A 25933-nucleotide genomic window follows, 5' to 3' on the forward strand; every position below is an offset into this window, starting at 1 on the left:
TCGTTGCCGGCCCCGTCGGGTGGACCGGTCTTACGAGAGGCCACATGGACCGCATCGACACTGTCGCCGGGCGCATCGGCGCAGATCAGTTGGGAGCCGTGCTCACTCATGAGCACGTGTTCGTCCTCCAAGAGGACTTCCGGCTGAACTACCTACCCGAGTGGGATGAGGACGCGGAGGTCGACAACGCGGTCGCCACGTTGACGCGGCTCAAGTCCGCGGGCATCGACACGATCATGGACGTGTCGGTGCTGGGCATCGGCCGGAACATCGAACGAGTCGCTCGCGTGGCGGCGCAGGTGGACGTGAACATCGTGGCGGCGACCGGCTTCTTCACATTCAACGACCTGCCGTTCCAGATGCACTACACCGGTCCAGCGCTCGGCTTCGACGTTCCCGAACCTCTGGACGCTCTGTTCCTTCGCGATATCACCGAAGGAATCGGGTCCACCCAGATCAAGGCCGGCTTCCTGGTGTGTGTGATCGAAGCCGAAGGGCTGACGGTCGGCGTGGAACGGGTCATGCGGTCGGTCGGCCGTGTCGCGGTGCAGTCTGGTCTGCCTATCGTCGTCCACACCAATCCGCACACCCAGTCGGGTCTGGTCGCGCAGCGAGTGCTCGCCGAGGAGGGGGTCGATCTCACTCGGGTGATCCTCGCGCACAGCGGCGACTCGACCGACTTGGACTATCTGATGCGGGTGGCCGACGCCGGTTCCGTGCTCGGAATGGACCGGTTCGGTGTGGATCTACTTCTCCCCCATGCTGATCGGGTCAACACTGTGCTCGCCCTGATCGACCGCGGGTACAGCGATCGAATCGTGCTGTCGCAGGACGCGTTCTGTTACAGCGACTGGTTCGACAAGCACGCGATCGACGTGATGGCCGACAAGTGGGACTACTTCCAGGTGACCGGCCGCGTGGTTCCTGACCTCCGTAGTCATGGAGTCTCGGAATCGGTGATATCGATGATGTTGCGGGAGGTCCCGGCCCGACTGCTGGTGCCGAGTGTCGGCGCGGTCAGCCAGATTGCGCGAATCTCCGAAATAACTGGACTGAGTCCAGAACAGAGGGCATAATCGGATCGATGGTCATCGACGCGCACACCACAGCCTTGCGGGGCGCGGGCTTGCGGGTGACCAGACCGAGACTCGCAGTGCTGCAAGTCGTGGACACGCACCCACACGCCGACACGGAGACGATCCTGTCCGGTGTGCGCGAGTTGCTCGACGGCGTCTCGAAGCAAGCGGTCTACGACGTGCTTCGCGCACTGACCGACGTCGGACTCATCCGGCGGATCCAGCCTTCCGGTCACGTGTCCCTGTACGAGACGCGCGTCACTGACAACCATCATCACCTGGTGTGCCGGTACTGCGGAAAGGTCGTCGACGTCGACTGCGTCGTAGGAGCAGCTCCCTGCCTCGACGCCTCCGACGGCCACGGCTTCGTCATCGACGAGGCCGAGATCGTGTACTGGGGCGCTTGCCCCGACTGCGCCGCATCGGCGGCCGCGACCAGCATCGAGTGAGTCCAGCTCCACTGCCTGTAACGAAAATGCCCGAAACTGAACGAAGGAACACCGTGTCTGAAGAGCAGAGCGCGACCACCGCAGAAGGATGTCCGATGCACGGCGGCAAGATGCCGCTGCCTGCTGCGGGTGGCGGCAACCGGGACTGGTGGCCCGGCCAATTGAATCTGAAAGTCCTCGCGGAGAACCCCATCGAAGGCGACCCGAACGGCCCAGACTTCGACTACCCGGCCGAGTTCGAGTCCCTGGACCTAGCGGCGGTGAAAACCGACCTCACGACGCTCCTCACCGACTCCAAGTCGTGGTGGCCTGCCGACTACGGCAATTACGGTCCGCTATTCATTCGTATGGCGTGGCATTCCGCGGGTACTTACCGTGTCGCGGACGGTCGCGGCGGCGCGGGCCACGGCATGCAGCGCTTCGCCCCACTGAATAGTTGGCCGGACAATGCCGGTCTCGACCGTGCACGCCGCCTGCTGTGGCCGATCAAGCAGAAGTACGGGGCGAAGCTCTCCTGGGCCGACCTGATCGTGCTCGCCGGCGACGTCTCGCTTGAGGCGATGGGTTTCGAGACCTTCGGCTTCGCCGGCGGGCGCCCCGATAAGTGGGAGCCCGAGGAGATCTACTGGGGTCCCGAGCGCGGGTGGCTCGACGACGAGCGCTATACCGGCGACCGCGACCTAGAGAACCCGCTCGCCGCGGTCCAGATGGGTCTGATCTACGTCAATCCGGAAGGCCCCAACGGCAATCCGGATCCGCTGCTGGCTGCCCGCGACATCCGCGAGACGTTCGCCCGGATGGCGATGAACGACGAAGAGACGGTCACGCTGATCGCCGGTGGCCACACTTTCGGCAAGACACACGGTGCCGGTCCGGCCGACAATGTCGGCGAGGCTCCCGAAGGTGCTCCATTAGAGCAGATGGGCATCGGATGGAAGAGCACGTACAACTCGGGCGTCGGCGCGGACGCGATCAGTTCCGGCATCGAGGGCGCCTGGAACAGCACTCCGGTCACATGGGACAACAACTTCTTCTGGACCCTGTACGGATACGAGTGGGAGACGTACACGGGCCCCGCGGGCGCCACACAGTGGCGCCCGAAGGACAATGCTGGTTCGACCAGCGTCCCCGACCCCGCCGATCCGGACACGCGCCACCAGCCGATGATGCTCACTACTGACATCGCACTGCGGGAGGATCCCGAGTACGGCAGGATCTCGCGTCGCTTCCTGGAGAACCCGCGTGAGTTCGCGGATGCGTTCGCCCGCGCCTGGTTCAAACTGACGCATCGCGACATGGGTCCACTGGCCCGTTACCGCGGCCCGGAGGTGCCCGACGAGACGCTGATCTGGCAGGACGTGGTCGACGCGCCCGTCGGCCCGCAGCCGCGCGAGGCCGACATCGCTGAGCTCAAGCACCGCATTCTCGCGTCAGGTCTGACGGTATCGCAGCTGGTCTCGACCACGTGGGCGGCTGCCGCGTCGTTCCGTGGCAGTGACTACCGCGGCGGAGCAAACGGCGCCCGCGTCCGGCTCGAACCGCAGCGGAGCTGGGCGGTCAACGACCCGCAGGCGCTCGCGCAGGTCCTGCCGGTCCTGGAGACCATCGCCGAGGACTTCAACGCAGCGTCGAACGCGAAGGTGTCGATCGCCGACGCGATCGTCATCGGCGGCGCCGCAGCGATCGAGCAGGCGGCAGCCGATGCTGGCCACGCGATCACCGTGCCGGTCACACTCGGCCGTGGAGACGCGACGCAGGAGCAGACCGACGTGGAATCGTTCACCGAGATGGAACCCCGGTGGGACGGCTTCCGCAACTACGTCGCGCCCGGTGTCGACACTAAGCCGGAGTACCTGCTGGTCGACCGCGCCTACCTGTTACAGCTCACGCCCCCGCAGATGGCGGTCCTGGTCGGCGGCCTCCGCGTGCTCGGCGCCAATCACGGCGATTCGGCCCACGGAGTCTTCACTGACCGGCCCGGTGTCCTGTCGAACGACTTCTTCGTGAATGTGCTCGACATGGAGACCGAATGGACCGAACAGCCCGACGGGACGTACGTCGGCACCGACCGGGCCACCGGGGCGAAGAAGTGGACCGGTACACGTACCGACCTTGTCATCGGAGCCAACTCGCAGCTGCGTGGCATCGCCGAGGTCTACGGAGCCGACGACGCGGGCCGCAAGTTCGTCGAGGACTTCGTCGCGGCCTGGAACCACGTCGTCAACGCCGATCGGTTCGACCTCCACAACTGATCAACCCGTAATCGAGCGGAGTCGAGATCCCCACAACCTGGGCCTCGATTCCGCTCGACGGGGTCGTGTGCCCGACCGATACAGTCGGCGTTATGAAACTCGGACTTCAGCTCGGATACTGGGGCGCACAGCCGCCGAACAATCATCGAGAACTCGTCGCGGCCGCCGAGGAGCACGGTTTCGACGCCGTCTTCACCGCTGAGGCGTGGGGGTCCGACGCGTACACGCCGCTCGCCTGGTGGGGTTCGGACACACAGCGGCTCCGACTCGGCACGTCGGTGCTGCAGTTGTCCGCGCGGACACCGACGGCATGCGCGATGGCGGCCCTGACCCTCGATCACCTGTCCGGCGGGCGCCACATCGTCGGCCTCGGCGTCTCGGGACCGCAGGTCGTGGAGGGTTGGTACGGCCAGCCGTTCCCGAAGCCGCTGGCCCGGACCCGCGAGTACATCGACATCATGCGACAGGTCTGGGCGCGTACGGCTCCGGTGACAAGCGCCGGACCGCATTACCCGCTGCCGATTAGCGGCGAAGGCTCCACTGGACTCGGTAAGCCGCTCAAGCCGATCGTTCATCCGCTGCGCAGCGACATCCCGGTATTTCTCGGTGCGGAGGGGCCCAAGAACATCGCGCTAGCCGCCGAGATCGCCGACGGCTGGCTGCCGCTGTTCTATACGCCGCGTCTAGCCGACCAGTACAACGAGTGGCTCGAAGAGGGGTTCGCACGCGCGGGTGCCCGGAACACACGCGACACGTTCGAGATCTGTGCGACCGCACAGATCGTCCTCACCGACGATCCAGATGCCGCATACGCGGCGATCAAACCGTTCCTCGCGTTGTACATGGGCGGCATGGGCAGCGAGGACACCAACTTTCACGCCGAGGTGTACCGCCGGATGGGCTATTCGGACGTCGTTGACGAGGTGACGGCCTTGTTCCGATCGGGCCGTAAAGACGAAGCGGCACAGATCATTCCGAACGACGCTGTGGACGATTCGGCGATCATCGGCGACGAAGCGCACGTCCGCGAGCAGATCGCCGTCTGGGAGGCGGCCGGCGTGACCACTATGCTCGTCTCCCCCGGTTCACCCGACGAGATCGCGAGGCTCGCCGCGCTCGCAAAGTGAACACAAGGTTAACGCGCCCGGAACGGGGGTTGACGGATGGTGGATTCTTGGTTACCTTGGTGTGGACTGAAGAAGACGGAGGAGGACTCCACCATGCGAAAGAACACCAGTCCGGCGCTTGCGTCGACACTCCGCGGGTACACCCGCCGTATCAACAAGATGATGCACATGAGCAACTCCGACCGCGCGGCACTCCAGCTGTCGAACTCGCCGGTCGCCGTACTCGGCCCTACGCCACGTCGTCGCTGATACTGAACACACCTCTCACTGACGAGCCCCGACCATTACGGTCGGGGCTCGTTCACGTTCGTGCGCGGGTTCACTCCGGCCGCGGTACACCGCTCGTGAGATGCCAATAGCCGCAACGGCATTCGTAGGAGCGGAGGGAGGGACGCGTTCGTGACTGTCGGGTGATCGCGAGGATTGCCCCGGTGACCGCCGCATAGTCGGGGTAGGCGATCTTCTCGGGCGTCGGGCAGATGATCGCAGCGGTCGTCACGACACGACGCCTCCGCCGACGGCGGGCGGTGGCCGCGTCGGTACGCGACTCGATACGGCGATAGAACTGTTCGAGTTCGTCGTCGTCGAAGGGTGCCACGTCGCCCATTATCCTCGCGTGGGTGTCACAGCACGCCGCGCATCTGCCGTTTGATCCACGGCGACGCTGCGGCCAGCACAACGGCGACACCGATCGACGTCAGGCCGATAGTCAGGAAGTACGGAACCTCGTTCTCTTCGCTGTAGTACCCGGACAACGTTCCCGACAACGACGACCCGAGAGCGACCGACAGGAAGAACAACGCGACCATCTGGGTATGGAATCGGGCAGGCGCGAGTTTCGTAGTCAGGGAGAGGCCGACGGGCGACAAGCACAGTTCGGCGATCGTGAACAACAGGAGAATGCCGACCAGACCGAGCAGTGGTGCGCTGGCTGGGCCACCACCCGCCATCGGAATGAAGCAGAGGAACGCCGCGCCCATGATTCCGGTCCCGAGCGCGAACTTGATCGGTGACGACGGCTGCCGGGTGCCGAGGCTAGTCCAGATGGCCGCGAACACGCCGGCGAAGATGATGATGAACACCGGATTGATCGACTGCACCCACGATGCAGGCATCGTCCACCCGAATAGGTCTCGGTTCAGTCGCCCCTCGGCGTAGATGGCGACAGTCGTGAACTGCTGCTGGAACAACGCCCAGAACACGGCGGACGCGACGAACATCGGGATGAACGCGTATACCCGACTCCGTTCGTCAGCGGTGATCTCGCGGCTGGTGAGGATCACTACGAAGTAGGCGACCGCTGCCACGGCGGTCACCCAGGAGACGACGTCGGACAAGTTTGCGGCGGTGAGAACCCCGGTCACCGCGAGCACGATCACGACCACGACCAGGACCACTGCCGCCGTGGCGGCGCGGGCGTACCCGGAACGCGGCAACGGGTCGGCGACAGCCGCGCCGATATCACCGAACTTCCTTCTCGTGAGGACGTACTGGATGAGTCCCAGTGCCATGCCGATCGCGGCGAGGCCGAAGCCAAGATGGAAGCCGACGTGCTCCTGCGCCCAGCCGGTCAGCAGCGGCCCGATGAACCCACCGAGATTGACACCCATGTAATAGATGGAGAATCCGGCGTCGCGCCGAACGTCGTCACGGGAATAGAGATCCCCCACCATCGACGTCGCAGTCGACTTGAGGCCGCCGCTGCCGAATGCGACGAGCACGAGGCCGATACCGACGCCCGCGGTCCCCGGAACCAGCGACAAGACGATGTGTCCGGCCATGATCACCACCGCGCTGTAGAACAGGGTGCGCTCGGCGCCGAGAACACGGTCAGCGACCCAACTGCCGACGACCGTCGACAGGTACACGAGACCGCCGTACGCACCGACTATGCTCGTCGCCGACGACTCAGGGAGGCCGAGGCCGCCGTCGGCGACGGCGAAGTACAGGTAGTAGGCCAGGATGGCCTGCATGCCGTAGAAGGAGAATCGCTCCCACATCTCGACCCCGAACAGCGTGCCGAGCGCGCGCGGATGTCCGAAAAAGCCAGTGTCGTCCGTCGAGTGCGACGGTGCCGATGTCGGTTCACTCATGTCGAAATACTATTGCGGCGGAACGGAATCCGTACGGTTGTAGCGCGGCAACACGCGGAAGACTTGTAGGTCTTTCGGGACGCCCTTGGCACGAAACCGCCGCTTCTTGACCAGGTAAAGGTCGGTGTCGATGTCCTCGAGTGTCGCATCACTGACATACACCTCCCCCGCGCCCGCGGCATCGCAGACGCGCGCGGCGATGTTGACGTCGACGCCGATGAAGTCGTCGCCAACGGCACGCGGTTCACCTGTGTGCATCCCGGCGCGTAACGCAGGTCGATGTCCATCGACGGTGATCGCGGCGACTGCCTCCCCGCACTCGTAGGCGGCTTCGACCCCCTGGGTAGCGTTAACGAACACCGCCATGGTGCCGTCGCCGAGAGTCTTGACGACATAGCCGCCGTGACTGCGGATCACGTACGCGCACGCATCGTTCACTTGCTTGAGCAGGTCGAGAACCTGATCGTCGCCCGCACGCAGAGCCCACGAGGAGAAGCCCACAAGATCGGTGAACAGGATCGTCACCGGCACTGGTGTGTCGCTCACTGACGGCTTCCGTCGTTCGATCACGTTCTGCCACAACGACACCGAGGCCAGTCCGAGTTCGCGGGTGGCACTCTGCCGACCCGGCTTCGTGTCGCCTATCAAGCGAGCCAGCCGGTCGGATGTGCGCTCGGACGCCGGGAACACCGTGGTCTCCGGCGGCGCCAGCTTGCGCGCCAGCCGCGCGGCCTTCACCGCGGCCTCCGACGAATCGGTGCGTGAGAGGAAGCCTCCGGCCCGATGCAGGGGCGACGACGTGTCGTCGTCGGACGGCTCATCCGAGCGCGGTGGAGTCACGTATCAAAGTCTACGACGAGGCGTTCGGACCCGTTCGCGTCCATCACGAAAGTCGGTCGACTGCTCACCTGTCAGTCGGCGACCGAACTAGCCCTCTCGCGAGCCGCGTCACGCCGGTTGGCCCACATGCTCGACAGGGTCGCCGCACCGATGAATGCGACGCCGATCAGACCGGTCACGATCTCGGGCACTTCGATGTTTTCGTCGACGCTCACCAGCATGATCACTGCGAGCGCGCCGATCGCCCAGTGCGCGCCGTGTTCGAGGTAGCGGTACTCCGACAGCGTTCCCGCGCGAACCATGTAGACCGTGATCGAACGGACGAACATGGCGCCGATGAAGCCGAGTCCTAGAGCGATCAGGATCGGGTCCGAGGTGATCGCGAACGCGCCGATGACGCCGTCGAACGAGAACGACGCGTCGAGGACCTCCAGATAGAGGAAGAGGAACAGGCCTGCCTTGCCGACGGCCTTCGCCGCTTCGCTCGGCCCAGTGGATCCGTCAGGCTCGTCCTGCTCGATGAGGCCGGTCAGTCCGTTGACCACAAGGTAGGTGAACAGACCAAGGATGCCCGCGGTCAACACGGAGACAGTGTCGTCGTCGGCGGCGAATTGGGCTGCGACCACGAGGGCCGCCAGCGCGACGACTGTCGACACGCCGGGGAGACGTCCGACGCGGCCGAGCGGACCCTCGATCGGACTGAGCCAGGTGATGCCTGAGTCGTCGAAGACGAAATCGAGGAACAGCATGATCAGGAACATGCCGCCGAACGCCGCGATCTGGGGATGGGCATCGGTCAGCAGTGTCTCGTAGCTCGCCGACCCGTCCGGGAACGTGGCGGCGCCGTCAGCAGGCGGATTCAACGCGAGATCCATGGCGTCGACCGGGTTGAGACCGGAGGTGGCCCACACGATGACGAGCGGAAAGAGCAGCCGCATGCCGACGACGGCGATGAGGATTCCGACGGTAAGGAAGATCTTCTGCCACATCGGGCTCATGCGTTCAAGGACGGTGGCGTTGATGACGGCGTTGTCGAACGACAGGGAGATCTCGAGGATGCCGAGGATCGCGCACAATGCGACACCCGACCAGCCCGCGTACAGGTATGCGGCGACGAGCGCGACGATCGTGACGACGAACGACGCGCCGAATACTCGCGCGATCAACGCAGACGCTCCGACTGTTCGGCGAGACGGACCAGGTCGTCGGCCATCTCCTTCAATGTTGCCGGGTCTGCCGTCTCACAGATGGCGGTCCGGACGTCTTGTGCGGCGCACCGCAACGCGAACAGTCGGTCGCCGAGGGATTCGGCCTCCTCCGCGGACAGGATCAGTGCGTCGCCGGGAATAGCTGTGCCCGCTACGAGCGTTCTCTGTTCGTAGGCCCGTTGGCGGCAGGACCGCTTGCAGTACTTCCGTCGTCGGCCTGACTCGGAGTCGACCATCTGCCGCCCGCACCACGCACATGCGTAGGGGCGCTTGTGTAGGGACGTCGATGACACTCCGTGGACGTTACTCGCTTGATTCGACTCGTCTGCGCGGCCACGCGGAGTGACGCGTAGACTGTTAGGGATCGACTGTCTGTTGAGAGGAACCATGAATGGCTGATCGAGTACTGCGCGGTAGCCGACTCGGAGCGGTGAGCTACGAGACCGATCGCGACCACGATCTCGCACCGCGGCGGATCGTCCAGTACCGCACCGACAATGGCGAGATCTTCGACATCCCGTTCGCCGACGAAGCGGAGATCCCTTCGAAGTGGCCGTGCAAGAACGGTATGGAAGGCACCATTCTCGAAGGTGCTGAGCCTGAGGAGAAGAAGGGCAAGCCCCCGCGCACCCACTGGGACATGCTGCTGGAGCGTCGCTCCGAAGAGGAGCTCGAAGTACTTCTCGCCGAGCGACTTGATCTGCTCAAGCAGCGCCGTCGCGGCGGAACCGCATAAGAGAACACCTGAGGAAGGCCCCGGCTTGTGCCGGGGCCTTCCTCATGTCGGGGTATCGGGCTCGTGCCCGTCGGGTCAGCGGTGTCTCGGGTCAGCGCCGTCGCTTGCCGAGGCGTCCCTGAATCCCCCAGCGCGCCACGCTGATGAAGGATTCGGCGATCACGCCGCCGTCCATCTTCGATTCGCCGATAGCGCGTTCGGTGAACGTGATGGGGACTTCGCGGACGGTGAACCCGTGCTGCAGAGTGCGCCAGGCGAGGTCGATCTGGAAGCAATAGCCTGCCGATTCGACCTCGTCGAGCCCGATCTTCTCGAGCACTTCGCGACGGAACGCTCGGTAACCCGCGGTGATGTCGTTGATCTTGGCACCGAGGGCGAGACGCGCATAGGTGTTGGCGCCCTTCGACAGGAGCTCACGTCGCTTCGGCCAATTGACCAGCGCGCCGCCGGGCACGTAACGCGATCCGATGACGAGGTCCGCGCCGTCGTTGATCCCGGAGAGCAGACGATGCAGTTGCTCGGGTGCGTGCGAACCATCCGCATCCATTTCGACGATCACGCGGTAGTCGCGGCCGAGCCCCCAGGCGAATCCGGCGAGGTAGGCCTTGCCGAGACCGTCTTTGGCGGTGCGATGCAGGACGTGGATGCGGCCGGCAGCGTCGTCGCCTGCGAGCCGGTCAGCGACGTCGCCGGTACCGTCAGGACTCGAATCGTCGACGACGAGCAGGTGAATGTCAGGCAGGGCGGTGAACAACCGCTCGACGATGAGCGGCAGGTTCTCCCGCTCATTGAACGTCGGTACGACGACGAGTGCCCGGTCACCGCGCTCGGTGACCACATTCTGATCGCTACCGCTCATCGTGCTCCTTCATCTGTGCGTCCGGCAGTGTCCTGCCGACCGCTGTCCTCGTCCGCCCGATCCTGGGCGTCTGCTCCCCGATTGACGTCTTCGTGCGCCGGTCGGTCCCCTCCCACGCCGATCGAGCGCACACGAGATCCCCTGGCGAACATTTCGAGGCTAGTCGTTGTGCACAGCGCGTACAAAAAACCGGCGAGCAACGCGAGCAGCGCCACACGTTCGGGCCAGGGGCCCAACCAGACGGCAGGAGTGGTTCCGCCTCGCAGTTCCAGCCCTCCCTGCAGGATCGCAGACTCGAACAGTCCGCTCTCGTCGATGATCGATCCGTCCGGCCGAATCATCGCGCTGAGACCGCTGGTCGACACCACCGCCACGGACCGCCCGGTCTCGGCTGCCCGTACCCGGGACATCGCCAACTGCTGACTGCTCATGTCGGTGAGGCCGAACGTGGCGTTGTTGGTCGGCACGTACAGGAACTGTGCACCGTCCTGCACCGCCTGCCGCGGCGAGCGGTCGAAGGCGACCTCCCAGCAGGTGGAGACGCCGATCCGAATCCGGCCCGCAGGCGTGTCGGCGGTGAGGATCGCGGGGCCGGTACCGGCCCGGAAGTCGCCCGCCCGGTCGGCGTACGACGAGAAGTGTCGAAAGAAGTCGCGCCACGGCAGGTATTCGCCGAATGGCTGGATGATGTGCTTGTCGTACCGGTCGGACGGTGCTTGGTCGGCGACCCCATCGGTCGAGCCCCACAGCAGGACACTATTGGTCGGTCCGTCGGCGTTCGGCATGAGGGTGCCGAGAGCGATCGGGACGCCCGACTCGGTCACCGCGGTGCGGATTTCGGCTGCCGCGTCCTCGTTTTGCAGCGGCGGGATGTCGGAGGCGTTCTCGGGCCACAGGACGAGGTCGGGTTGCGGGCGTTCGCCGCGTTGCACCTGCCGGGCCAGCTCCAGCGTCTCGTTCACGTGGTTGTCGAGGACGGCGCGCCGCTGCGAGTTGAAGTCGAGGCCCAGTCGCGGCACATTGCCTTGGACTGCGGCCACGTCGAGCGTGGACGTCGTATGTGTCCCGGGCGCACCGGTAGCCAGGAGGATGCTGCCCGCGATCAACGGCACGGTCAGCGCGGCGGCCGCAGCGGTCAACCGCCGCCACGACCAGGAACCCGTACGCGCCGCTACTGCCGACAGGGCGAGCGATGCCGCGCCCGCGCCGACGAGCGCGACCACGAAAGACAGACCGGGCACCCCGACAACTGATGCGGTGGGCAGCAACAAGCCTGAAGTCTGGCTGAACGCAGCTCTCCCCCAAGGGAATCCACCGAATGGAAAGGACGAGCGGACAGCTTCGACACCGGTCCAGGCGATGGCGAACCACACGGGAGCCCACCGCAGACGCATGGTCAGCGTCGCCAAGGCACCGAACGCGGCCAGATAGAGCGCCATGATCACGGCGAGTGCGAGCCACGGCAGCGGGCCGACGTACTCGCCGATCCACGGGAGCAGCGGAACGAAGAACACAAGGCCGTAGACGAAACCGGCGAGCGCGCCGACTCGGATGCGGGGACGACCCACACGTAGGACCGCGTAAAGAACGCCGAGTGACACCGGTGCCAGGAACCAGAGGTCGCGCGGCGGGAACGCCGCGAACATCAGTCCGCCGCCGGCCGCGGCGCCGATCAGACGCCACGCCCAGGCGGGCAGGCTCACGCAGTCGGCCGTTCGTACACGGTCTGGCCGCCGATCACCGTACGGACGCACTCGGGGAGACGCGCACCGGGCGCGACGTCGGGCAGCGCGGGCACGCGGGACCGCGGATCCGTCGACCAGCGCTGGACGCCGCGATGGGATGCGGCGACGACCAACTCGTCGGCGTCCCACACCGCGTAGTGGGCGGGCGCGCCGGGAACGAGAGTTCCGGTCAGGCCGTCGTTGATTCCACCTGCCCGCCAGCCGCCGCGTGTGCACGCGGCGAACGCCGCTCGTGGCGAGATCGCGTTGGTCGGTGTGTGGTGGTGGACGGCGGCGCGGATGGTCGACCACGGGTCGATGTCGCAGACTGGGGCGTCGCTTGAGAACGCGAGTGCGACGCCGGCCCGCGCGAGCCCGGCGAAGTCGTTGAGCGTCGACGCACGCTCACCGAGACGGTGGATGTACAGGGCGTCGTCGCCGCCCCATTCGTCGTCGAACAGCGGCTGCATCGATGCGATGACTCCGCAACGAGCGAACAGTTCAGCCTGATCGGCGGTCACCATCTCGGCGTGTTCCAGACGGTGGGCGCAGCGCGCCAGCGCAGGTGTGCCGAGTTCGTCGGCGACCGCGGTCATCGCGGCGGCGACGGCGGCAACGGCTCCGTCGCCGATCATGTGGAAACCAGCCTGCACTCCGGCCAAAGTCGTCGCGCGCAGGTGCGCCGCGATGGTCTCCTCGTCGAGGTAGCTGACGCCGTACTCGCCGGGGGCGTCGGAGTATTCCTCGCGCAGCCACGCGGTGCGAGATCCGATGGCTCCGTCGACGAACAAGTCGCCGCCGATCGCGTCGGCCCCCATCGCCGACATCACCGCCCGTGCCTCCTCAAGGGTGCTCACCGGCTGTCCCCAGTAGCGGCGGACCTGCACTGGGTGGTCGAGGTCGGCGATCGACCGGAAGTCGTCGACGCCGCTGATGTCGGGGCCACCGTTCTCATGGACGGCAACCACACCGCGTGACGCGGCGTGGTCGAGCGCGGTCAACTGGGCTCGTCGTCTCGCTTCGGGGGTAAGGAGTGCTCGTGCGGCGGCGCGCACCCGGTGGTGAGCGTCGGCCACCAGCGGGGTCTGCGGGTCGAACCCGGTGGCTGCCTCGATGCCGTGGACGAGTTCGCGGAGCGCGCTGGACGCGGCAGCCGAATGCTCGTCGACGCGGGCCAGGTAGACGGGGCGATCTCCGGCCACCGCATCGAGGTCGGCCGTCGTCGGCGGCAACCCTTCGGCATCCGAGCCGTCCCAGGTCGATGAGTCCCACCCGAGTCCCCAGACGATCGCGTCGTCGGAGGTCTCGAGATAGGCGGTGAGCCGCTGCAGGCAGTCGGTGCGGCTGGCCGCACCGCTCAGGTCGAGTCCGGTGAGCCGCAATCCGGTATCGGTCAGGTGGACGTGCGCGTCGACGAACGCAGGCGCGACGAAATGCCCGGCGAGGTCGACGATCTCGGCGTCTGGATGCAGAGCTCGCCCAACGTCGTCGGTCCCGACCCACACGACGATTCCGTCGGTGATCGCGAGGGCGGTGGCATCGGGGACCGCGGGCGAGGAATAGACCGTCCCGCCGAGGAGCAGTTGAGTCGTCACACCGTCGATTGTGTCAGGAACGGGCGACCGGCGGCTCAGGGAGGCCGGGCAAGTCGATGTAGACCGAGCCGTCGGGACGGCGAGCGGTGACATCGACGACATCGGACGCCTCGTCGACGACGCTGCCTTCGACGGTTCCGTCCACGTACCGGCCGCCCCCGGCGCGCCCGCCGGGCACTCCCGCGACCAAGATCGCCGCGCGACGCATCATGCCGGCTTCGATCGCGGGCCGAAGGATCTTCCGCGCGGGCGGCGTCATGAGGAGCAGTCCGACGGCGGTGGACACGACACCGGGCAAGACGGTGAACAACGCGGCGCCCGCGAACAGGACGCTGTCGCCTGCCGGCCGGGCGTCGGTGGGTTCGCGGCGGGCGGCTCGCCGCAAGTCCGCGGTGAGCGTGCGTGCACGTCGGCCGAGCACTGCGAAGCCGACGGCGGCCGCACCGAGGGTGATCAACAGCGCCCACCCGAAGTTGAGGAAATGGGTGAGAGCCCAAAACGCCGCGATCTCCACGACGAGGTAGGCCACGATTGCGAGCCTGATCATTGCTTCGTCACTCTCCGATACACGAGATGGTGTTCACAGGTGCAACGCCTGATGCGCCCGAAGAGTTCCCGACTGGGACAAGTCAGTCCTCGGAGCGTCCTTCGATGTCGCCTTCGGCCTCCACGTACACCTGCCGCAACTGGTCCAGGAGTTCCCGGGGCGGTTCGTGCCACATTCCGCGCTCGACCGCTTCGAGGAGTCGCTCGGAGATACCGTGCAACGCCCACGGATTGGACTGTTCGAGGAACTCGCGGTTGGTCTCGTCGAGGACATACTGCTCGGTCAACTGTTCGTACATCCAGTCGGCTACGACGTCGGTCGTCGCGTCGTAGCCGAACAGGTAGTCGACGGTCGCCGCCATTTCGAACGCGCCCTTGTACCCGTGACGACGCATCGCCGAGAGCCACCGCGGATTCACTACGCGCGCCCGGAACACCCGCGACGTCTCCTCGTGCAGGGTGCGGGTGCGTACCGAGTCGGGTCGCGTCGAGTCACCGATGTAGGCCTCCGGGTTCTCGCCGGTCAACGCGCGGACCGTCGCGACCATGCCGCCGTGGAACTGGAAGTAGTCGTCCGAGTCGGCGATGTCGTGTTCGCGGGTGTCGGTGTTCTTCGCGGCGACGGCGATCCGCCGGTAGGCGGCACGCATATCGTCGACGGCGGCCACCCCGTCGAGGTCACGGCCGTACGCGTAGCCTCCCCACTCGGTGTAGACGGCGGCGAGGTCTTCGTCGGTCCGCCACTGTTTGGAATCGATCAACTGCAACAAGCCCGCACCGTAGGTGCCCGGTCGGGATCCGAAGACGCGGGTCGTGGCCCGGCGGGCGTCACCGTGCTCGGCGACGGCCGCGCGGGCGTGCGCTGCCACATAGTTCCGGTCGTCGGGTTCATCGGCGTCCGCGGCGAGCCGAACCGCGTCGTCGAGCATTGTGACCACGTGTGAGAACGCGTCGCGGAAGAAGCCGGAGATCCGGATCGTCACGTCGATGCGCGGCCGGCCGAGCTCGGCCAGCGGAACCAGCTCAAGGCCGGTGATGCGGCGGGACATCTCGTCCCAGACCGGTGCGACGCCGAGCAGCGCGAGAATCTCACCGACATCGTCGCCGGACGTGCGCATGGCACTGGTCCCCCACACCGACAGACCGACCGAGGCCGGGAACTCGCCATGGTCGGCGACATAGCGTTCGACGAGCGAGTCGGCCATGGCGCGACCGGTCTCGAACGCGAGTTGCGACGGCACGGCCTTCGGGTCGACCGAATAGAAGTTGCGGCCGGTCGGCAGCACGTTGATCAGGCCACGCAACGGTGATCCGCTCGGACCCGCTTCGATGAATCCGCCGTCGAGTGCATGGAGCACCTGGTCGATCTCGCGGGAGGTCTGGCGAAGTCGCGGAATTACCTCGTGAGCGGCGAACGCCAGAATCTTGCCGACCTGTTCCGGGTGTCCGTGTGACGCAGCGGCGACGGCGTCATCCGACCAGTCATCTGCGGCGCACGCGGACACCAGTCCGCGGGCCGTCGCCTCGACCCGATCGACGTCGCCACGCACCGACTCGTTCTCCACGAGCCCGAGCGCCTCACGCAGACCCGGCAACGCCTGAGATCCGCCCCAGATCTGCCGAGCCCGCAGCATCGCCAGAACCAGGTCCACTTCGGTCTCGGCGTCTGGAGCCTGTCCGAGGACGTGCAGACCGTCGCGGATCGCCGCATCTTTGATCTCACACAGCCAACCGTCGACGTGCAGCAGCATGTCGTCGAACACGTCTTCGTCGGGACGCTGGGCGAGCCCGAGGTCGTTGTCCATCTTCGCGGCGGTCAGCAACGTCCAGATCTGCTGCCGGATGGCGGGCAGTTTCGACGGGTCGAGAGCCGAGATGTTCGCGTGCTCGTCGAGAAGTTGTTCGAGGCGTTCGATGTCGCCATATGATTCGGCGCGCGCCATCGGCGGGATCAAGTGGTCGACGAGCACCGCGTGCGCACGACGTTTCGCTTGGGTGCCTTCGCCCGGATCGTTCACGAGGAACGGATAGATCAGCGGCAGATCGCCGACAGCGGCATCGGTCCCGCAGTCGGCGGACATGCCGAGCGTCTTCCCCGGCAGCCATTCGAGATTGCCGTGCTTGCCGACATGCACGATCGCGTCGGCGCCGAAGCCCCACCCGTCGACGTCACCGCGGGACGCCAGCCAACGGTAGCTGGCGAGATAGTGGTGGCTCGGCGGCAAGTCGGGGTCGTGGTAGATCGCGACGGGGTTCTCCCCGAATCCGCGCGGCGGCTGTACCAGCAGGACGACGTTCCCGAATGTCATCGCGGCGATGACGATGTCGCCGTCGGCGTTGTGGGTGCGGTCGACGAACAGTTCCCCGGGAGGCGGACCCCAGTGCCCGGTCACCGACTCTCGCAGGCCCTCGGACAGCGTCTCGAACCAGGCTGTGTAGTCCGCTGCCGACACCCGGATCGGGTTGGCGGCGAGCGCCTCCTCGGTGAGCCAGTCCTGATCCTGCCCGCCGGCGTCGATGAGCGCGTGCATCAACGCGTCGGGATCGTCGTCGGCGGCGGTTGTGCCGAGTCCCGGAATGCCGCTGTCGAGGAGGTATCCGGCCTCAGCCAGGGCGCGTAGGAGGTGGACCAGGCTGCGCGGCGTGTCCAGGCCGACGGCGTTGCCGATCCGCGCGTGTTTGGTCGGGTACGCCGACAGCAGAAGCGCGATCCGCCGGTCGGCGGCGGGCAGGTACCGAAGGCGTGCGTGCCGCACCGCGATACCGCCGACGCGGGCGCACCGTTCGGCGTCGGGCGCGTAGTACGGGAGGCCGTTGTCGTCGAACTCCTTGAACGAGAACGGGACGGTGATGATGCGGCCGTCGAACTCGGGGACCGCCACCTGGCTCGCGACGTCGAGCGGTGACATACCGTCGTCAGTCGCTGACCAGTCGGCGCGCGAACTCGTCAGACACAGTCCTTGAAGGATCGGAATATCCAGGGCGGCCAGACGTTCGATGTTCCACGCGTCATCGTCGCCGCCTGCCCCGGCAGTCGCGGGCGTGGTTCCGCCCGCGGCGAGGACCGTGACGATCAGCGCGTCGAACGTCCCCAGGTACGCGATGAGATCGTCGTCTGCGGCCCGCAGCGACGCACAGTAGATGGCTTCAGCACGGGCCCCGTGGCTTTCGACTGCACCGCACAATACGTCCACGTATTCGGTGTTCCCGGCCAAATGCTGGGCGCGGTAGTAGAGGACGCCGATGCGCGGTGCGCTTGCCGGGTCGGCTGTCCGGGTTGGGACGGCTGGGACGGTGTCGCGTTCGAGCACACCCCAGGTGGGCGTCTGCACGGGAGGCGCGAACCCGAGGCCGGTGAGGAGGATCGTGTCGGACAGGAAGTCGTGGACCGCGGCGAGGTTCGCGTGACCACCGGCGACGAAATAGCTGTGCGCCTGCGCGGCGACGCCGGTCGGAACGGTCGACAGCGCCATGAGATCGGGGTCTGGATTGAGTTCGCCGGAGAGCACCACGACCGGAACCGACTGCGCGAGAACAGCGTCGAGGCCGTCCTCCCACGCGCGCCGCCCGCCGAGGATGCGAACGACGACGAGGTCGGCCTCGTCGACCAGAGAAGGGATCTCCTCGAGCAGAATGCGGCTCGGGTTAGCGACCCGGTAGTCGGCGCCGCAGGTCGCGGCGGTGCGCAGGTCAGTATCGGACGTGGACAGCAGCGTGATCACGGTTCGCTCCTAGCCGGGTTGGCGCGCCCGGCATCGTTGGGACCGACCGGATGTCCCGGTCGAACGGCGTGGGTCTGGCTCGGGCCGCAAGCCTGCAGTCCTCACAGTGGCGCGTCCGCGCCGGCTTCTCACCGGCTTCCACGTCGTTGGTTCTCGATCAGCCTATCGGCAGCGGTGCGGCCTACTCTGGAGAGGTGACTTCTCCCGTGACCGCCCCCGGCCCCGACCGCTGTCCCGGCGTGTTCGCGACGCACAGTGCCCTCGACGGCGAATTGGCGCGAATCCGGGTGCCGGGCGGCATCATCGACGCGGCCGCCCTGGAATCGATGGCCGCGGCGGCCGACGAGTTCGGCGACGGCGGCATCGAGATCACCGTGCGCGGCAACCTGCAGGTGCGCGGCATCCCGGTCGACCGGGTCACCGAGTTCGCCGCCGCGGTGACGGCGGCGGGCCTCGCGTCCAGCTCCGCGCACGACCGGGTACGCAACGTTACGATGTCGCCGCTGACCGGCCGAGTAGGCGGCACAACAGACCTACGACCGGTCGCGCGCGCGTTGCACGCGGCGATCGTCGATCGGCCGTGGTCGGCGGGGCTGTCGGGTCGCTTCTGGTTCGGTCTCGATGACGGGCGCGGCGACATCCTGGCGCACGGCGCCGACGTCACCGGCGTCGCTCTCGACGACGAGCGCTCCGTGGTGGTCGTCGGCGGCCGCCCAGTCGGCGAACCTGTGCCGCATGCTCACCTCGCCGAGGCGATGATCAACACCGCCGGCGCGTTCGTGGAGATCGCCGACGGCGCATGGCGGGTCACCGATCTCGACGGCGACCGGGCGGACGCCCTGTATACGCGTCTGGGCATCGCCGATGCGGTGATTCCGCAGCCGCGACATCCGGATCCGCGCGTCGGCTGGTTCACGCAGACGGACGGCCGAGTGTTGGTGGGCGCCGTGGTGCCCTTCGGTCGTCTGACCGCCGAGCAGGCCCGTTATGCCGCAGCCATCGGAACCACGGTAACTGTGACTCCCGAGCGCGAAATCATTATTGGCGACCTCGACGAGGCCGTAGCCGACACAGTGGTCCGTGTCCTCGCTCCGCTCGGTTTCGTCTTCGACGCGAGATCCCCGTGGACCTCGCTCACCGCGTGCGCCGGCTCCGCGGGCTGCCGGAAGTCGCTCGCCGACGTGCGCGGCGATCTGAGTCACCACGTCGCCGGGCTCGAACGGGCGGCCGACACCCCGAACCCACAGCCCCAGATCCGACAGCCACAGCTCCCACCCGCCCAGATCACAGACTCCGAGAGGACTGACTCGCAGGACGATGAACCCCCGTACCGCGAACACTGGGTCGGTTGCGCGCGTGGCTGCGGGTCCCCGGCCCGTACCCATGTGCGGGTACTCGCGTCGTCCGGCGGCTACCTGCGCGAGCACCGCGAAGCGGTGCGCTAGGCGGGGCCGGGACGGCGTCGAGCATCGGCATGAAATGTCCGCCGGTCCATGCCGGTCGCCGGTGACTAGCCCACCGGCCCAGGACCACCTCGCGCTGACCGCCGACCCGCGAGGATGCTCCGATCCGGCCACTCAGTACTGTCGAACGCACTATGACCGACTACATCCGTGATGGCGCCGAGATCTACCGCCAGTCCTTCGCAACGATTCGAGCGGAGTCGGATCTGACCCGTTTCCCCGCCGACGTCGAACCCGTCGTCGTACGCATGATCCATGCGTCCGGACAGACAGATCTGGCCGACGACGTCGTCGCGACGCCCGGTGTGGTCGCCGCGGCCCGCGCCGCACTGCAAGCCGGCGGTCCCATTCTGTGCGACACCAACATGGTCGCCTCCGGCGTCACTCGGACACGCCTTCCCGCAGACAACGACGTGCGCTGTCATCTGCGCGAACCCGGCATCGCCGAGCTCGCCGAGAGGCTCGGCAATACTCGCACCGCTGCCGCACTGCAGTTTTGGCGAGACGACCTCGAGCATGCGGTCGTCGCGATCGGGAACGCGCCGACCGCACTGTTCGCGCTCCTCGACCTGATCGATGAAGGGTGGCCGCGACCGGCGGCGATCATCGGCGCACCCGTCGGCTTCATCGGAGCCGCCGAGTCGTGCGCCGCGCTCGCCGCGCGCAGCGACCTCGACTATGTCACCGTCACCGGTCGGCGCGGCGGTTCGGCGATCACCGCTGCCGCCCTCAACGCCCTCGCGAGCGTCGTCGAATGAGCGGCAAGCTGTGGGGCGTCGGGCTCGGCCCCGGCGACAGCGAACTGGTCACCGTCAAAGCCGCACGCATCATCGGCGCGGCCGACGTCATCGCGTTCCACTCTGCGCGGCACGGCAATTCGATCGCGCTGTCGGTTGCGCGCCCCTATCTGCGCGACGGGCAAACGCATGAACGGCTCATGTACCCGTTGACGGTCGAGACCACCGATCATCCCGGCGGATACGCCGGCGCGATGAGCGACTTCTACACTGCGAGCGCGGCCCGACTCGCCGAACATCTAGAAGCCGGCCGCGACGTCGTTCTGCTGGCCGAGGGTGATCCACTCTTCTTCAGCTCGTACATGCACATGCACAAACGGCTCGTCGGCCGGTTCGAAGCGGAGATCATCCCCGGTGTCACGTCGGTGAGCGCGGCGTCGGCCGCCGTCGGCATCCCGCTGGTCGAGGGCGAGGAGACATTGACGGTGCTGCCCGGGACAGCGGAGCCAGGTGAACTCGTCGCAGGCTTCCGGTCGGGCAAGGCCCTCGCCGTGATGAAGCTAGGCCGGACCTTCGGCAAGGTCCGCGACGCTCTCGTGGCCGCCGGTCGGCTCGACGAGGCGTGGTATGTCGAGCGTGCGTCGACGGATCGGCAGCGGGTGGAGCGCGTTGCCGACGTCGATCCGGCGACGGTCCCCTACTTCTCGTTGATCGTCGTGCCGGGCGGCCGCAACAATCCGTTTGCGGTCGAGACGTCGAACGCGGGCGAGGTGGTCGTCGTCGGCCTCGGCCCGGGCCCGGTGGACCAGACGACGCCGCAGGTGTCCGCGGAGCTCGCTGCCGCGACCGACTTCGTCGGCTACCGCACCTACCTCAAGCGGGTCACCGCACGACCCGGGCAACGCGTTCATGCCAGCGACAATCGGGTCGAGGCCGAACGGGCCGAGTTCGCGCTCGATCTCGCGTCGCGCGGCGCCCGCGTCGCCGTCGTCTCATCCGGCGATCCGGGTGTGTTCGCGATGGCGGCGGCGGTAGCCGAAGTTGCCTCCGAACCCGCATGGCGGCACGTCCGCGTCCGTGTGGTTCCGGGGGTGAGCGCCGCGCACGCCGTCGCCGCTGCCGCAGGTGCACCGTTGGGGCATGACTTCGCGGTGATCTCGCTGTCGGACCTACTCAAACCCGGTGCGGTGATCGAGGACCGGCTACGCCACGCGATCGCCGCCGACCTCGCGGTCGCGATCTACAATCCGGCGTCGTCGAAGCGGACCGAACAGATCCTCCGCTTGAAGGAACTCCTCACCGAACTCGTCCCCGCCGACCGCGTGGTGATTCAAGGCCGCGATGTCGGTGGCCGCGGCGAACGGGTGACCGTGACGACCGCAGCCCAATTCGATCCGTCGACGGTCGATATGCGCACCCTGGTGATCGTCGGATCGTCGACGACCGTCGCGGCGCGTCGGCCGGGCGGTGATTTGGTGTTCACGCCTCGCCACTACGCCCGGTAACGCCTCGGCTACGAGCCTGGTGACCACATGCCGGTCATCGGGCTCGTAGCTGGGCCCGAACCCACTCGGCCGCGTCTTCGGCGGTCGAGCGCGCGTCGATCGACGGCGGCTCCTTTGGTCGGTCGACGACGACCACCTCGATCCCCCGCTCGGCGGCCGCCCGGAGTTTCGCGGAGGTCAACGGACCGCCGCTATTCTTCGTCACGAGTAGGTCGATCGCGTGATGCTCCAACAATTCCCGCTCGGACTCCACCGTGTACGGGCCCCGCGAACGCAGGATCTGGTGATGCGGCGGCAACTCCGTGTCTGGAGCGTCGACGACGCGAATCAGGAACCAGACGTCGTCGGTGCCCGCGAACGCCGATACATCCTGGCGGCCGGTGGTGAGGAAGACCCGACCGCCGCGCGCGGCGACGACGGTCGCCGCCGCGTCGATGTCCGGCACGCGGACCCATCGGTCGGACGGTCCCGGCTCCCACGCCGGGCGCGCCAACCGCAGATACGCGACTCCCGCATCCGAGCATGCCGCCACGGCGTTCGGCGTTATCCGCGCGGCGAACGGGTGCGTCGCGTCGACGACCACGCGGACCCCGTTCCCGCGGAGGTAGTCCGCGAGCCCTTCTCGGCCACCGAATCCGCCGATCCGCACCTCGCCGACCGGCAGCCGCGGATCCTTCACACGACCGGCCAACGAACTCACCAGATCGACGGAGCCATCGACGAGCGAGGCGGCTACAGCGCGTGCCTCGCCAGTGCCGCCGAGGACGAGAACGTCAGGCATCGGTGCCCGCCGCGTCGGTGCGCAGCTTACTCATCCGGGCGTGCGAATACAGGTAACTGTCCACGAGGGCCGGGTGTGCGGCTCCGTCGAGCGCGGTTCCGACAAAGATGACCGCGGTCTTGGTGATACCGGCGGCCGCCAGCGACTGCGGCAGTTCCGCGAGCGGGGCACGCACGATCTGCTGATCGGCACGCGAGGCGAACGCAACCGTGGCGGTCGGGCAGTCGGCACCGTAATGCGGCTGGAGGTCGGCGACGATCTGCTCGGTGCGGTGCGCGGCGAGATGCAACGCCAATGTCACCCCGGTGTGCGCCAGCGACGCCAGGTCCTCCCCCGAGGGCATGTTCGTCGACAGAGTCGACACTCGGGTGATGAGCAGGCTCTGCGCGACGCCCGGCACGGTGAGCTCTGTGTCAAGGGCGGCGGCGGCCGCCGCGAACGCCGGAACACCCGGTACCAGTTCGTATGGGATGTCGAGGTCGCGCAGCCGCTTAGTCTGTTCGGTGAGCGCCGAGTACAGCGAGAGGTCGCCCGAATGCAGTCGCGCGACGTCGTGGCCAGCCGCGTGAGCCGCCGCGATCTCGGCGACGATCCGGGTGAGCGGCATCGTCGCGGTGTCCACGGCGGCCGCGCCGTCCGGCAGCCGGTCGAGGAGTTCACGCGGCACGAGCGATCCCGCGTATAGGCAGGTCTGGCACCGTGCGAGCAGATCGGCGCCACGCACGGTGATCAGGTCCGCGGCCCCGGGCCCCGCACCGATGAAGTAGACGGTCATCTTTGTCCTTCGGTATCGGTTCGGACGGCCGTCCACTGGACGATCGGCAATGCCGGTCGCCACGCGGTCGAACGGCCCAATGGTGCGGCGCGCTCGACGCTGATCCGCATCAGCTCGCCGCCCCACCGGTCGGCTGCGTCGACGATGAGGCGTTCGGTCTCCAGCGTCACCGCGTTCGCGACGATCTGACCGCCCGGAGTCAGTGCGGCCCACGCCCGTTCGAGGACGGTGGCGGACAGTCCGCCGCCGACGAAGACCGTGTCCGGTGCCGGCGCGTCGGTGAGCGCGGCTGGTGCGGCGCCGCGCATTTCCAGTCGGTCGGCGACGCCGTGCCGGCGCGCGTTCTCGACGACGCCCGACGCCCGGATCGGGTCGGATTCGAATGCGACGGCTCGACCTGTCTGCGTCAGCCGCAGCCATTCGATGCCGATACTCCCGGCGCCGGCGCCGATGTCCCAGAGGGTCTGACCGTCGGCTGGCCGCAGCGTGCTGACGGTGAGGGCGCGGATCGGGCGCTTCGTCAACTGTCCGTCATTGGTGAACTCGTCGTCGTCGAGGCCCGGCGCGCGGCTGCGTGCGGGTCCGACACAGTCCACTGCGACGATGTTGAGTGCGGACGGCGTCCCCGTCCAGGTGGCTGCGTGCCCACCGTCCACCCGTTCGGTCCGAGCTCCGAGGTCGGACAGCACCGTCATCGACGACGCACCGAACCCGTTGTCGGTCAATAGGTCTGCGACATCGGCGGGCGTCGCCGCGTCTCGCGAGAGGACGAGCGCCCGCGTACCGTCGGTGAGGTGGCCGACAAGTGCGTCGACGGGCGCAGTCACCAGGCTGACGACCTGCGTGCGAGCGAGATCCCAGCCGAGACGTGCCGCCGCCAGTGACGGGCTGGACGGATGCGAGATCACCCGGACTCGATCGACGCCGAACGCGCGCACCAGCGACGCACCCACACCGTGGAACATCGGGTCGCCGCTGGCCAACACGTGGATCGGCCACTCAACGCCCCTCGATTCGGCGAGCTCGGCGAGGTGTGTGCTCATCGGACTGCGCCAGGCGACGCGATCGCCACTGACTTCACCGGGCAGCAGGCCGAGCTGTCGGGTCGATCCGTAGACGACGCGGGCCTGCGACAGTTCGGCCTGGGCGGCCGCGGCGAGCCCGGACCAGCCGTCCGCGCCGATGCCGACGACGATGACGTCGGCGCTCACCGCGACAACCGTCGCCAGATCGCACGCGGGACGAAACGCATCACGAAGGCGACCACGCGTAACCGCCCGGGAATCCAGACCTCGCCTCGCCGTTTGCGGTAGGCGGTAGCGACCGCGTCGGCGACTTGGTCGGGGGTCACCGACATCGGTGCCGGTTCGACGCCGGACGCCATCAGGTCGCGGGTCATCGCGCCGACGACGAAGCCGGGACGGGCCAACAGCAGGTGGACGCCGCTGCCGTGCAACGCGTCCGCGAGCCCGCTCGCGAAACCGTCGAAGCCTGCCTTGGTCGAGCCGTATACGTAATTGCTCTTGCGGACCCGGACACCCGCGATCGACGAGTAGGCGATGATGGTGCCCGATCCCTGTTCGCGCAGAGCTACCGCGAGGGGGGTAACGACGCTGATCTGCGCATAGTAGTCGGTGTGCGCGATCGCGAGAGCATGCTCGACGTCGGTCTCGGCGCGCGCTGCGTCGCCGAGGATTCCGAATGCGATGATTGCCGCTTCGATCGGCCCGTGGTCGGCGACAATCGAAGCGATGAGCCCAGGGTGCGATGACACGTCGTTGGCGTCGAAGGCAATCGTGTGCACGCGGGTCGCGCCTGCCGCTTGCAGCACTCGAGTCTCCACGGCCAGATCGTCCGGCCGTCTGGCGGCGAGCACCACCGTGTTGCCTGCGGCCAGCCTGACTGCGGTGGCGACGCCGATCTCGCTACGTCCGCCGAAAAGCACGATGGTTCCCACCACTGCAGTATTCCAGTCGCCCACCGATGATTGTCGAGGCGGCACGCGGCACTAGGGTCGAATCCATGCCGCACACCCTCGCCGATCTTTCGCCCGCCGCCCACGACCTGCTCACTGATCGATACCTTGCGACGTTGGCGACGCTGCGCGCTGACGGCACACCGCACGTCTGCGCGGTCGGCTTCACGGTCGATATCGGCGCCGGAGTCGCCCGTGTGATCACGTCCGGCGGGAACCAGAAGGCGAAGAACGCGGCGCGCGGACAGTACGCCGCTCTGACGCACGTCGACGGCGCCCGATGGCTCACCGTCGAAGGCCCCGCCCGGGTGCTCGCCGACGCCGAGTCGGTCCGCGACGCCGAAGCCCGTTACGAGACGCGGTATCGAAGGCCGCGCGAGAACGCCAAGCGCGTGGTGATCGAGGTGACGGTGCGGCGGGTTATCGGCTCAGCCACGATGTTCACCGACTCGGACGCATGATCGGGGCGG

General features: G+C 67.2%; 24 protein-coding genes and 1 riboswitch. Of the genes, 10 read left to right on the forward strand and 14 right to left on the reverse strand.

Going from position 1 to position 25933, the window contains the following annotated elements:
- Window positions 1-44: 44 nt before the first annotated feature.
- From MP11Mi_RS15810 to MP11Mi_RS15830, 5 genes are all read left to right on the forward strand, one after another.
- A complete protein-coding gene (locus MP11Mi_RS15810) occupies window positions 45-1076 on the forward strand; it encodes a phosphotriesterase family protein (RefSeq protein ID WP_420039833.1) in 1032 nt (343 codons plus the stop codon).
- A gap of 8 nt (window positions 1077-1084) precedes the next feature.
- Window positions 1085-1525 (forward strand): Fur family transcriptional regulator, encoded by a 441-nt coding sequence (locus tag MP11Mi_RS15815; protein WP_420039834.1) that lies wholly within the window; start codon window positions 1085-1087, stop codon window positions 1523-1525.
- Between the two features lie 26 nt (window positions 1526-1551).
- Window positions 1552-3777: a catalase/peroxidase HPI gene (gene katG / locus MP11Mi_RS15820; RefSeq protein ID WP_420712803.1), complete on the forward strand. Its 2226-nt coding sequence runs from the start codon at window positions 1552-1554 to the stop codon at window positions 3775-3777.
- A gap of 92 nt (window positions 3778-3869) precedes the next feature.
- Entirely contained in the window at window positions 3870-4904 is a 1035-nt protein-coding gene (locus tag MP11Mi_RS15825; protein ID WP_420039835.1) for an LLM class F420-dependent oxidoreductase, read from the forward strand.
- Window positions 4905-4997: 93 nt separating this feature from the next.
- Window positions 4998-5153, forward strand: coding sequence for a hypothetical protein (locus tag MP11Mi_RS15830; RefSeq protein ID WP_420039836.1), 156 nt, complete (start codon window positions 4998-5000; stop codon window positions 5151-5153).
- Between the two features lie 70 nt (window positions 5154-5223).
- Here MP11Mi_RS15830 and MP11Mi_RS15835 read toward each other — a convergent pair whose 3' ends face one another.
- From MP11Mi_RS15835 to MP11Mi_RS15855, 5 genes are all read right to left on the reverse strand, one after another.
- A complete protein-coding gene (locus tag MP11Mi_RS15835) occupies window positions 5224-5502 on the reverse strand; it encodes a hypothetical protein (RefSeq protein WP_420712804.1) in 279 nt (92 codons plus the stop codon).
- Between the two features lie 25 nt (window positions 5503-5527).
- Window positions 5528-6997 (reverse strand): peptide MFS transporter, encoded by a 1470-nt coding sequence (locus tag MP11Mi_RS15840; RefSeq protein ID WP_420039838.1) that lies wholly within the window; start codon window positions 6995-6997, stop codon window positions 5528-5530.
- A gap of 9 nt (window positions 6998-7006) precedes the next feature.
- Window positions 7007-7837, reverse strand: coding sequence for an adenylate/guanylate cyclase domain-containing protein (locus MP11Mi_RS15845; protein WP_420039839.1), 831 nt, complete (start codon window positions 7835-7837; stop codon window positions 7007-7009).
- Between the two features lie 71 nt (window positions 7838-7908).
- On the reverse strand, window positions 7909-9003 hold the full coding sequence (locus tag MP11Mi_RS15850) for a DUF475 domain-containing protein (protein WP_420039840.1): 1095 nt from the start codon (window positions 9001-9003) through the stop codon (window positions 7909-7911).
- Complete coding sequence (locus MP11Mi_RS15855; RefSeq protein WP_420039841.1) at window positions 9000-9281, reverse strand: hypothetical protein; 282 nt, start codon at window positions 9279-9281, stop codon at window positions 9000-9002. The genes MP11Mi_RS15850 and MP11Mi_RS15855 overlap by 4 nt, the downstream gene beginning before the upstream one ends.
- Before the next feature lie 155 nt (window positions 9282-9436).
- Here MP11Mi_RS15855 and MP11Mi_RS15860 point away from each other — a divergent pair, with 155 nt between their 5' ends.
- A complete protein-coding gene (locus MP11Mi_RS15860; RefSeq protein ID WP_420039842.1) occupies window positions 9437-9781 on the forward strand; it encodes an RNA polymerase-binding protein RbpA in 345 nt (114 codons plus the stop codon).
- 91 nt (window positions 9782-9872) lie between these two features.
- Here MP11Mi_RS15860 and MP11Mi_RS15865 read toward each other — a convergent pair whose 3' ends face one another.
- The 5 genes from MP11Mi_RS15865 to cobN all read right to left on the reverse strand — a co-directional run bounded on the left by MP11Mi_RS15865 (window position 9873) and on the right by cobN (window position 18227).
- Window positions 9873-10640, reverse strand: coding sequence for a polyprenol monophosphomannose synthase (locus MP11Mi_RS15865; protein WP_420039843.1), 768 nt, complete (start codon window positions 10638-10640; stop codon window positions 9873-9875).
- A complete protein-coding gene (lnt, locus tag MP11Mi_RS15870; RefSeq protein ID WP_420042133.1) occupies window positions 10637-12286 on the reverse strand; it encodes an apolipoprotein N-acyltransferase in 1650 nt (549 codons plus the stop codon). The genes MP11Mi_RS15865 and lnt overlap by 4 nt, the downstream gene beginning before the upstream one ends.
- Window positions 12287-12339: 53 nt before the next feature.
- Complete coding sequence (locus tag MP11Mi_RS15875; RefSeq protein WP_420039844.1) at window positions 12340-13959, reverse strand: amidohydrolase; 1620 nt, start codon at window positions 13957-13959, stop codon at window positions 12340-12342.
- A 13-nt stretch (window positions 13960-13972) separates the two neighbouring features.
- A complete protein-coding gene (locus MP11Mi_RS15880) occupies window positions 13973-14506 on the reverse strand; it encodes an FxsA family protein (RefSeq protein WP_420039845.1) in 534 nt (177 codons plus the stop codon).
- An 82-nt stretch (window positions 14507-14588) separates the two neighbouring features.
- Window positions 14589-18227, reverse strand: coding sequence for a cobaltochelatase subunit CobN (gene cobN, locus MP11Mi_RS15885; protein WP_420039846.1), 3639 nt, complete (start codon window positions 18225-18227; stop codon window positions 14589-14591).
- Between the two features lie 48 nt (window positions 18228-18275).
- A riboswitch (cobalamin riboswitch) is annotated at window positions 18276-18408 on the reverse strand.
- A 13-nt stretch (window positions 18409-18421) separates the two neighbouring features.
- Here cobN and MP11Mi_RS15890 point away from each other — a divergent pair.
- The 3 genes from MP11Mi_RS15890 to MP11Mi_RS15900 all read left to right on the forward strand — a co-directional run bounded on the left by MP11Mi_RS15890 (window position 18422) and on the right by MP11Mi_RS15900 (window position 21932).
- Window positions 18422-19672 (forward strand): precorrin-3B synthase, encoded by a 1251-nt coding sequence (locus MP11Mi_RS15890; RefSeq protein ID WP_420039847.1) that lies wholly within the window; start codon window positions 18422-18424, stop codon window positions 19670-19672.
- 152 nt (window positions 19673-19824) lie between these two features.
- Window positions 19825-20448: a precorrin-8X methylmutase gene (locus MP11Mi_RS15895; protein WP_420039848.1), complete on the forward strand. Its 624-nt coding sequence runs from the start codon at window positions 19825-19827 to the stop codon at window positions 20446-20448.
- Window positions 20445-21932 (forward strand): precorrin-2 C(20)-methyltransferase, encoded by a 1488-nt coding sequence (locus MP11Mi_RS15900; RefSeq protein ID WP_420039849.1) that lies wholly within the window; start codon window positions 20445-20447, stop codon window positions 21930-21932. The genes MP11Mi_RS15895 and MP11Mi_RS15900 overlap by 4 nt, the downstream gene beginning before the upstream one ends.
- A gap of 34 nt (window positions 21933-21966) precedes the next feature.
- Here the strand turns inward: MP11Mi_RS15900 and MP11Mi_RS15905 are convergent, their stop codons facing one another.
- From MP11Mi_RS15905 to MP11Mi_RS15920, 4 genes are read right to left on the reverse strand one after another with little or no spacing between them, the layout of a single operon-like run.
- Window positions 21967-22713 carry a cobalt-precorrin-6A reductase gene (locus MP11Mi_RS15905; protein WP_420039850.1) on the reverse strand — a complete coding sequence of 249 codons (747 nt, stop codon included), beginning with the start codon at window positions 22711-22713 and terminating at the stop codon, window positions 21967-21969.
- Window positions 22706-23488, reverse strand: coding sequence for a precorrin-4 C(11)-methyltransferase (cobM, locus tag MP11Mi_RS15910; RefSeq protein ID WP_420039851.1), 783 nt, complete (start codon window positions 23486-23488; stop codon window positions 22706-22708). Before cobM ends, MP11Mi_RS15905 begins: the two co-directional genes overlap by 8 nt.
- Window positions 23485-24699, reverse strand: a complete 1215-nt coding sequence (gene cbiE / locus MP11Mi_RS15915; RefSeq protein WP_420039852.1) for a precorrin-6y C5,15-methyltransferase (decarboxylating) subunit CbiE — start codon at window positions 24697-24699, stop codon at window positions 23485-23487. The genes cobM and cbiE overlap by 4 nt, the downstream gene beginning before the upstream one ends.
- The gene (locus MP11Mi_RS15920) at window positions 24696-25445 is read right to left on the reverse strand and encodes an SDR family NAD(P)-dependent oxidoreductase (RefSeq protein ID WP_420039853.1); all 750 of its coding nucleotides are present in this window, start codon (window positions 25443-25445) and stop codon (window positions 24696-24698) included. The genes cbiE and MP11Mi_RS15920 overlap by 4 nt, the downstream gene beginning before the upstream one ends.
- 65 nt (window positions 25446-25510) lie before the next feature.
- Here MP11Mi_RS15920 and MP11Mi_RS15925 point away from each other — a divergent pair, with 65 nt between their 5' ends.
- Window positions 25511-25924, forward strand: a complete 414-nt coding sequence (locus MP11Mi_RS15925; protein WP_420039854.1) for a TIGR03618 family F420-dependent PPOX class oxidoreductase — start codon at window positions 25511-25513, stop codon at window positions 25922-25924.
- Window positions 25925-25933 lie beyond the last annotated feature (9 nt).

The organism is Gordonia abscondita, from assembly GCF_032711245.1.
Classification (GTDB): domain Bacteria; phylum Actinomycetota; class Actinomycetes; order Mycobacteriales; family Mycobacteriaceae; genus Gordonia.

What these genes read in the sequence shown, in the direction of transcription:
- MP11Mi_RS15810 (WP_420039833.1), top strand. Translation starts at nt 45, where the DNA reads ATGGACCGCATCGACACTGTCGCCGGGCGCATCGGCGCAGATCAGTTG.
- MP11Mi_RS15815 (WP_420039834.1), top strand. Translation starts at nt 1,085, where the DNA reads ATGGTCATCGACGCGCACACCACAGCCTTGCGGGGCGCGGGCTTGCGG.
- katG (WP_420712803.1), top strand. Translation starts at nt 1,552, where the DNA reads ATGCCCGAAACTGAACGAAGGAACACCGTGTCTGAAGAGCAGAGCGCG.
- MP11Mi_RS15825 (WP_420039835.1), top strand. Translation starts at nt 3,870, where the DNA reads ATGAAACTCGGACTTCAGCTCGGATACTGGGGCGCACAGCCGCCGAAC.
- MP11Mi_RS15830 (WP_420039836.1), top strand. Translation starts at nt 4,998, where the DNA reads ATGCGAAAGAACACCAGTCCGGCGCTTGCGTCGACACTCCGCGGGTAC.
- MP11Mi_RS15840 (WP_420039838.1), bottom strand. Translation starts at nt 6,997, where the DNA reads ATGAGTGAACCGACATCGGCACCGTCGCACTCGACGGACGACACTGGC.
- MP11Mi_RS15855 (WP_420039841.1), bottom strand. Translation starts at nt 9,281, where the DNA reads ATGGTCGACTCCGAGTCAGGCCGACGACGGAAGTACTGCAAGCGGTCC.
- MP11Mi_RS15860 (WP_420039842.1), top strand. Translation starts at nt 9,437, where the DNA reads ATGGCTGATCGAGTACTGCGCGGTAGCCGACTCGGAGCGGTGAGCTAC.
- MP11Mi_RS15865 (WP_420039843.1), bottom strand. Translation starts at nt 10,640, where the DNA reads ATGAGCGGTAGCGATCAGAATGTGGTCACCGAGCGCGGTGACCGGGCA.
- lnt (WP_420042133.1), bottom strand. Translation starts at nt 12,286, where the DNA reads ATGTTCGCGGCGTTCCCGCCGCGCGACCTCTGGTTCCTGGCACCGGTG.
- MP11Mi_RS15880 (WP_420039845.1), bottom strand. Translation starts at nt 14,506, where the DNA reads ATGATCAGGCTCGCAATCGTGGCCTACCTCGTCGTGGAGATCGCGGCG.
- MP11Mi_RS15895 (WP_420039848.1), top strand. Translation starts at nt 19,825, where the DNA reads ATGACCGACTACATCCGTGATGGCGCCGAGATCTACCGCCAGTCCTTC.
- MP11Mi_RS15900 (WP_420039849.1), top strand. Translation starts at nt 20,445, where the DNA reads ATGAGCGGCAAGCTGTGGGGCGTCGGGCTCGGCCCCGGCGACAGCGAA.
- MP11Mi_RS15905 (WP_420039850.1), bottom strand. Translation starts at nt 22,713, where the DNA reads ATGCCTGACGTTCTCGTCCTCGGCGGCACTGGCGAGGCACGCGCTGTA.
- cobM (WP_420039851.1), bottom strand. Translation starts at nt 23,488, where the DNA reads ATGACCGTCTACTTCATCGGTGCGGGGCCCGGGGCCGCGGACCTGATC.
- MP11Mi_RS15925 (WP_420039854.1), top strand. Translation starts at nt 25,511, where the DNA reads ATGCCGCACACCCTCGCCGATCTTTCGCCCGCCGCCCACGACCTGCTC.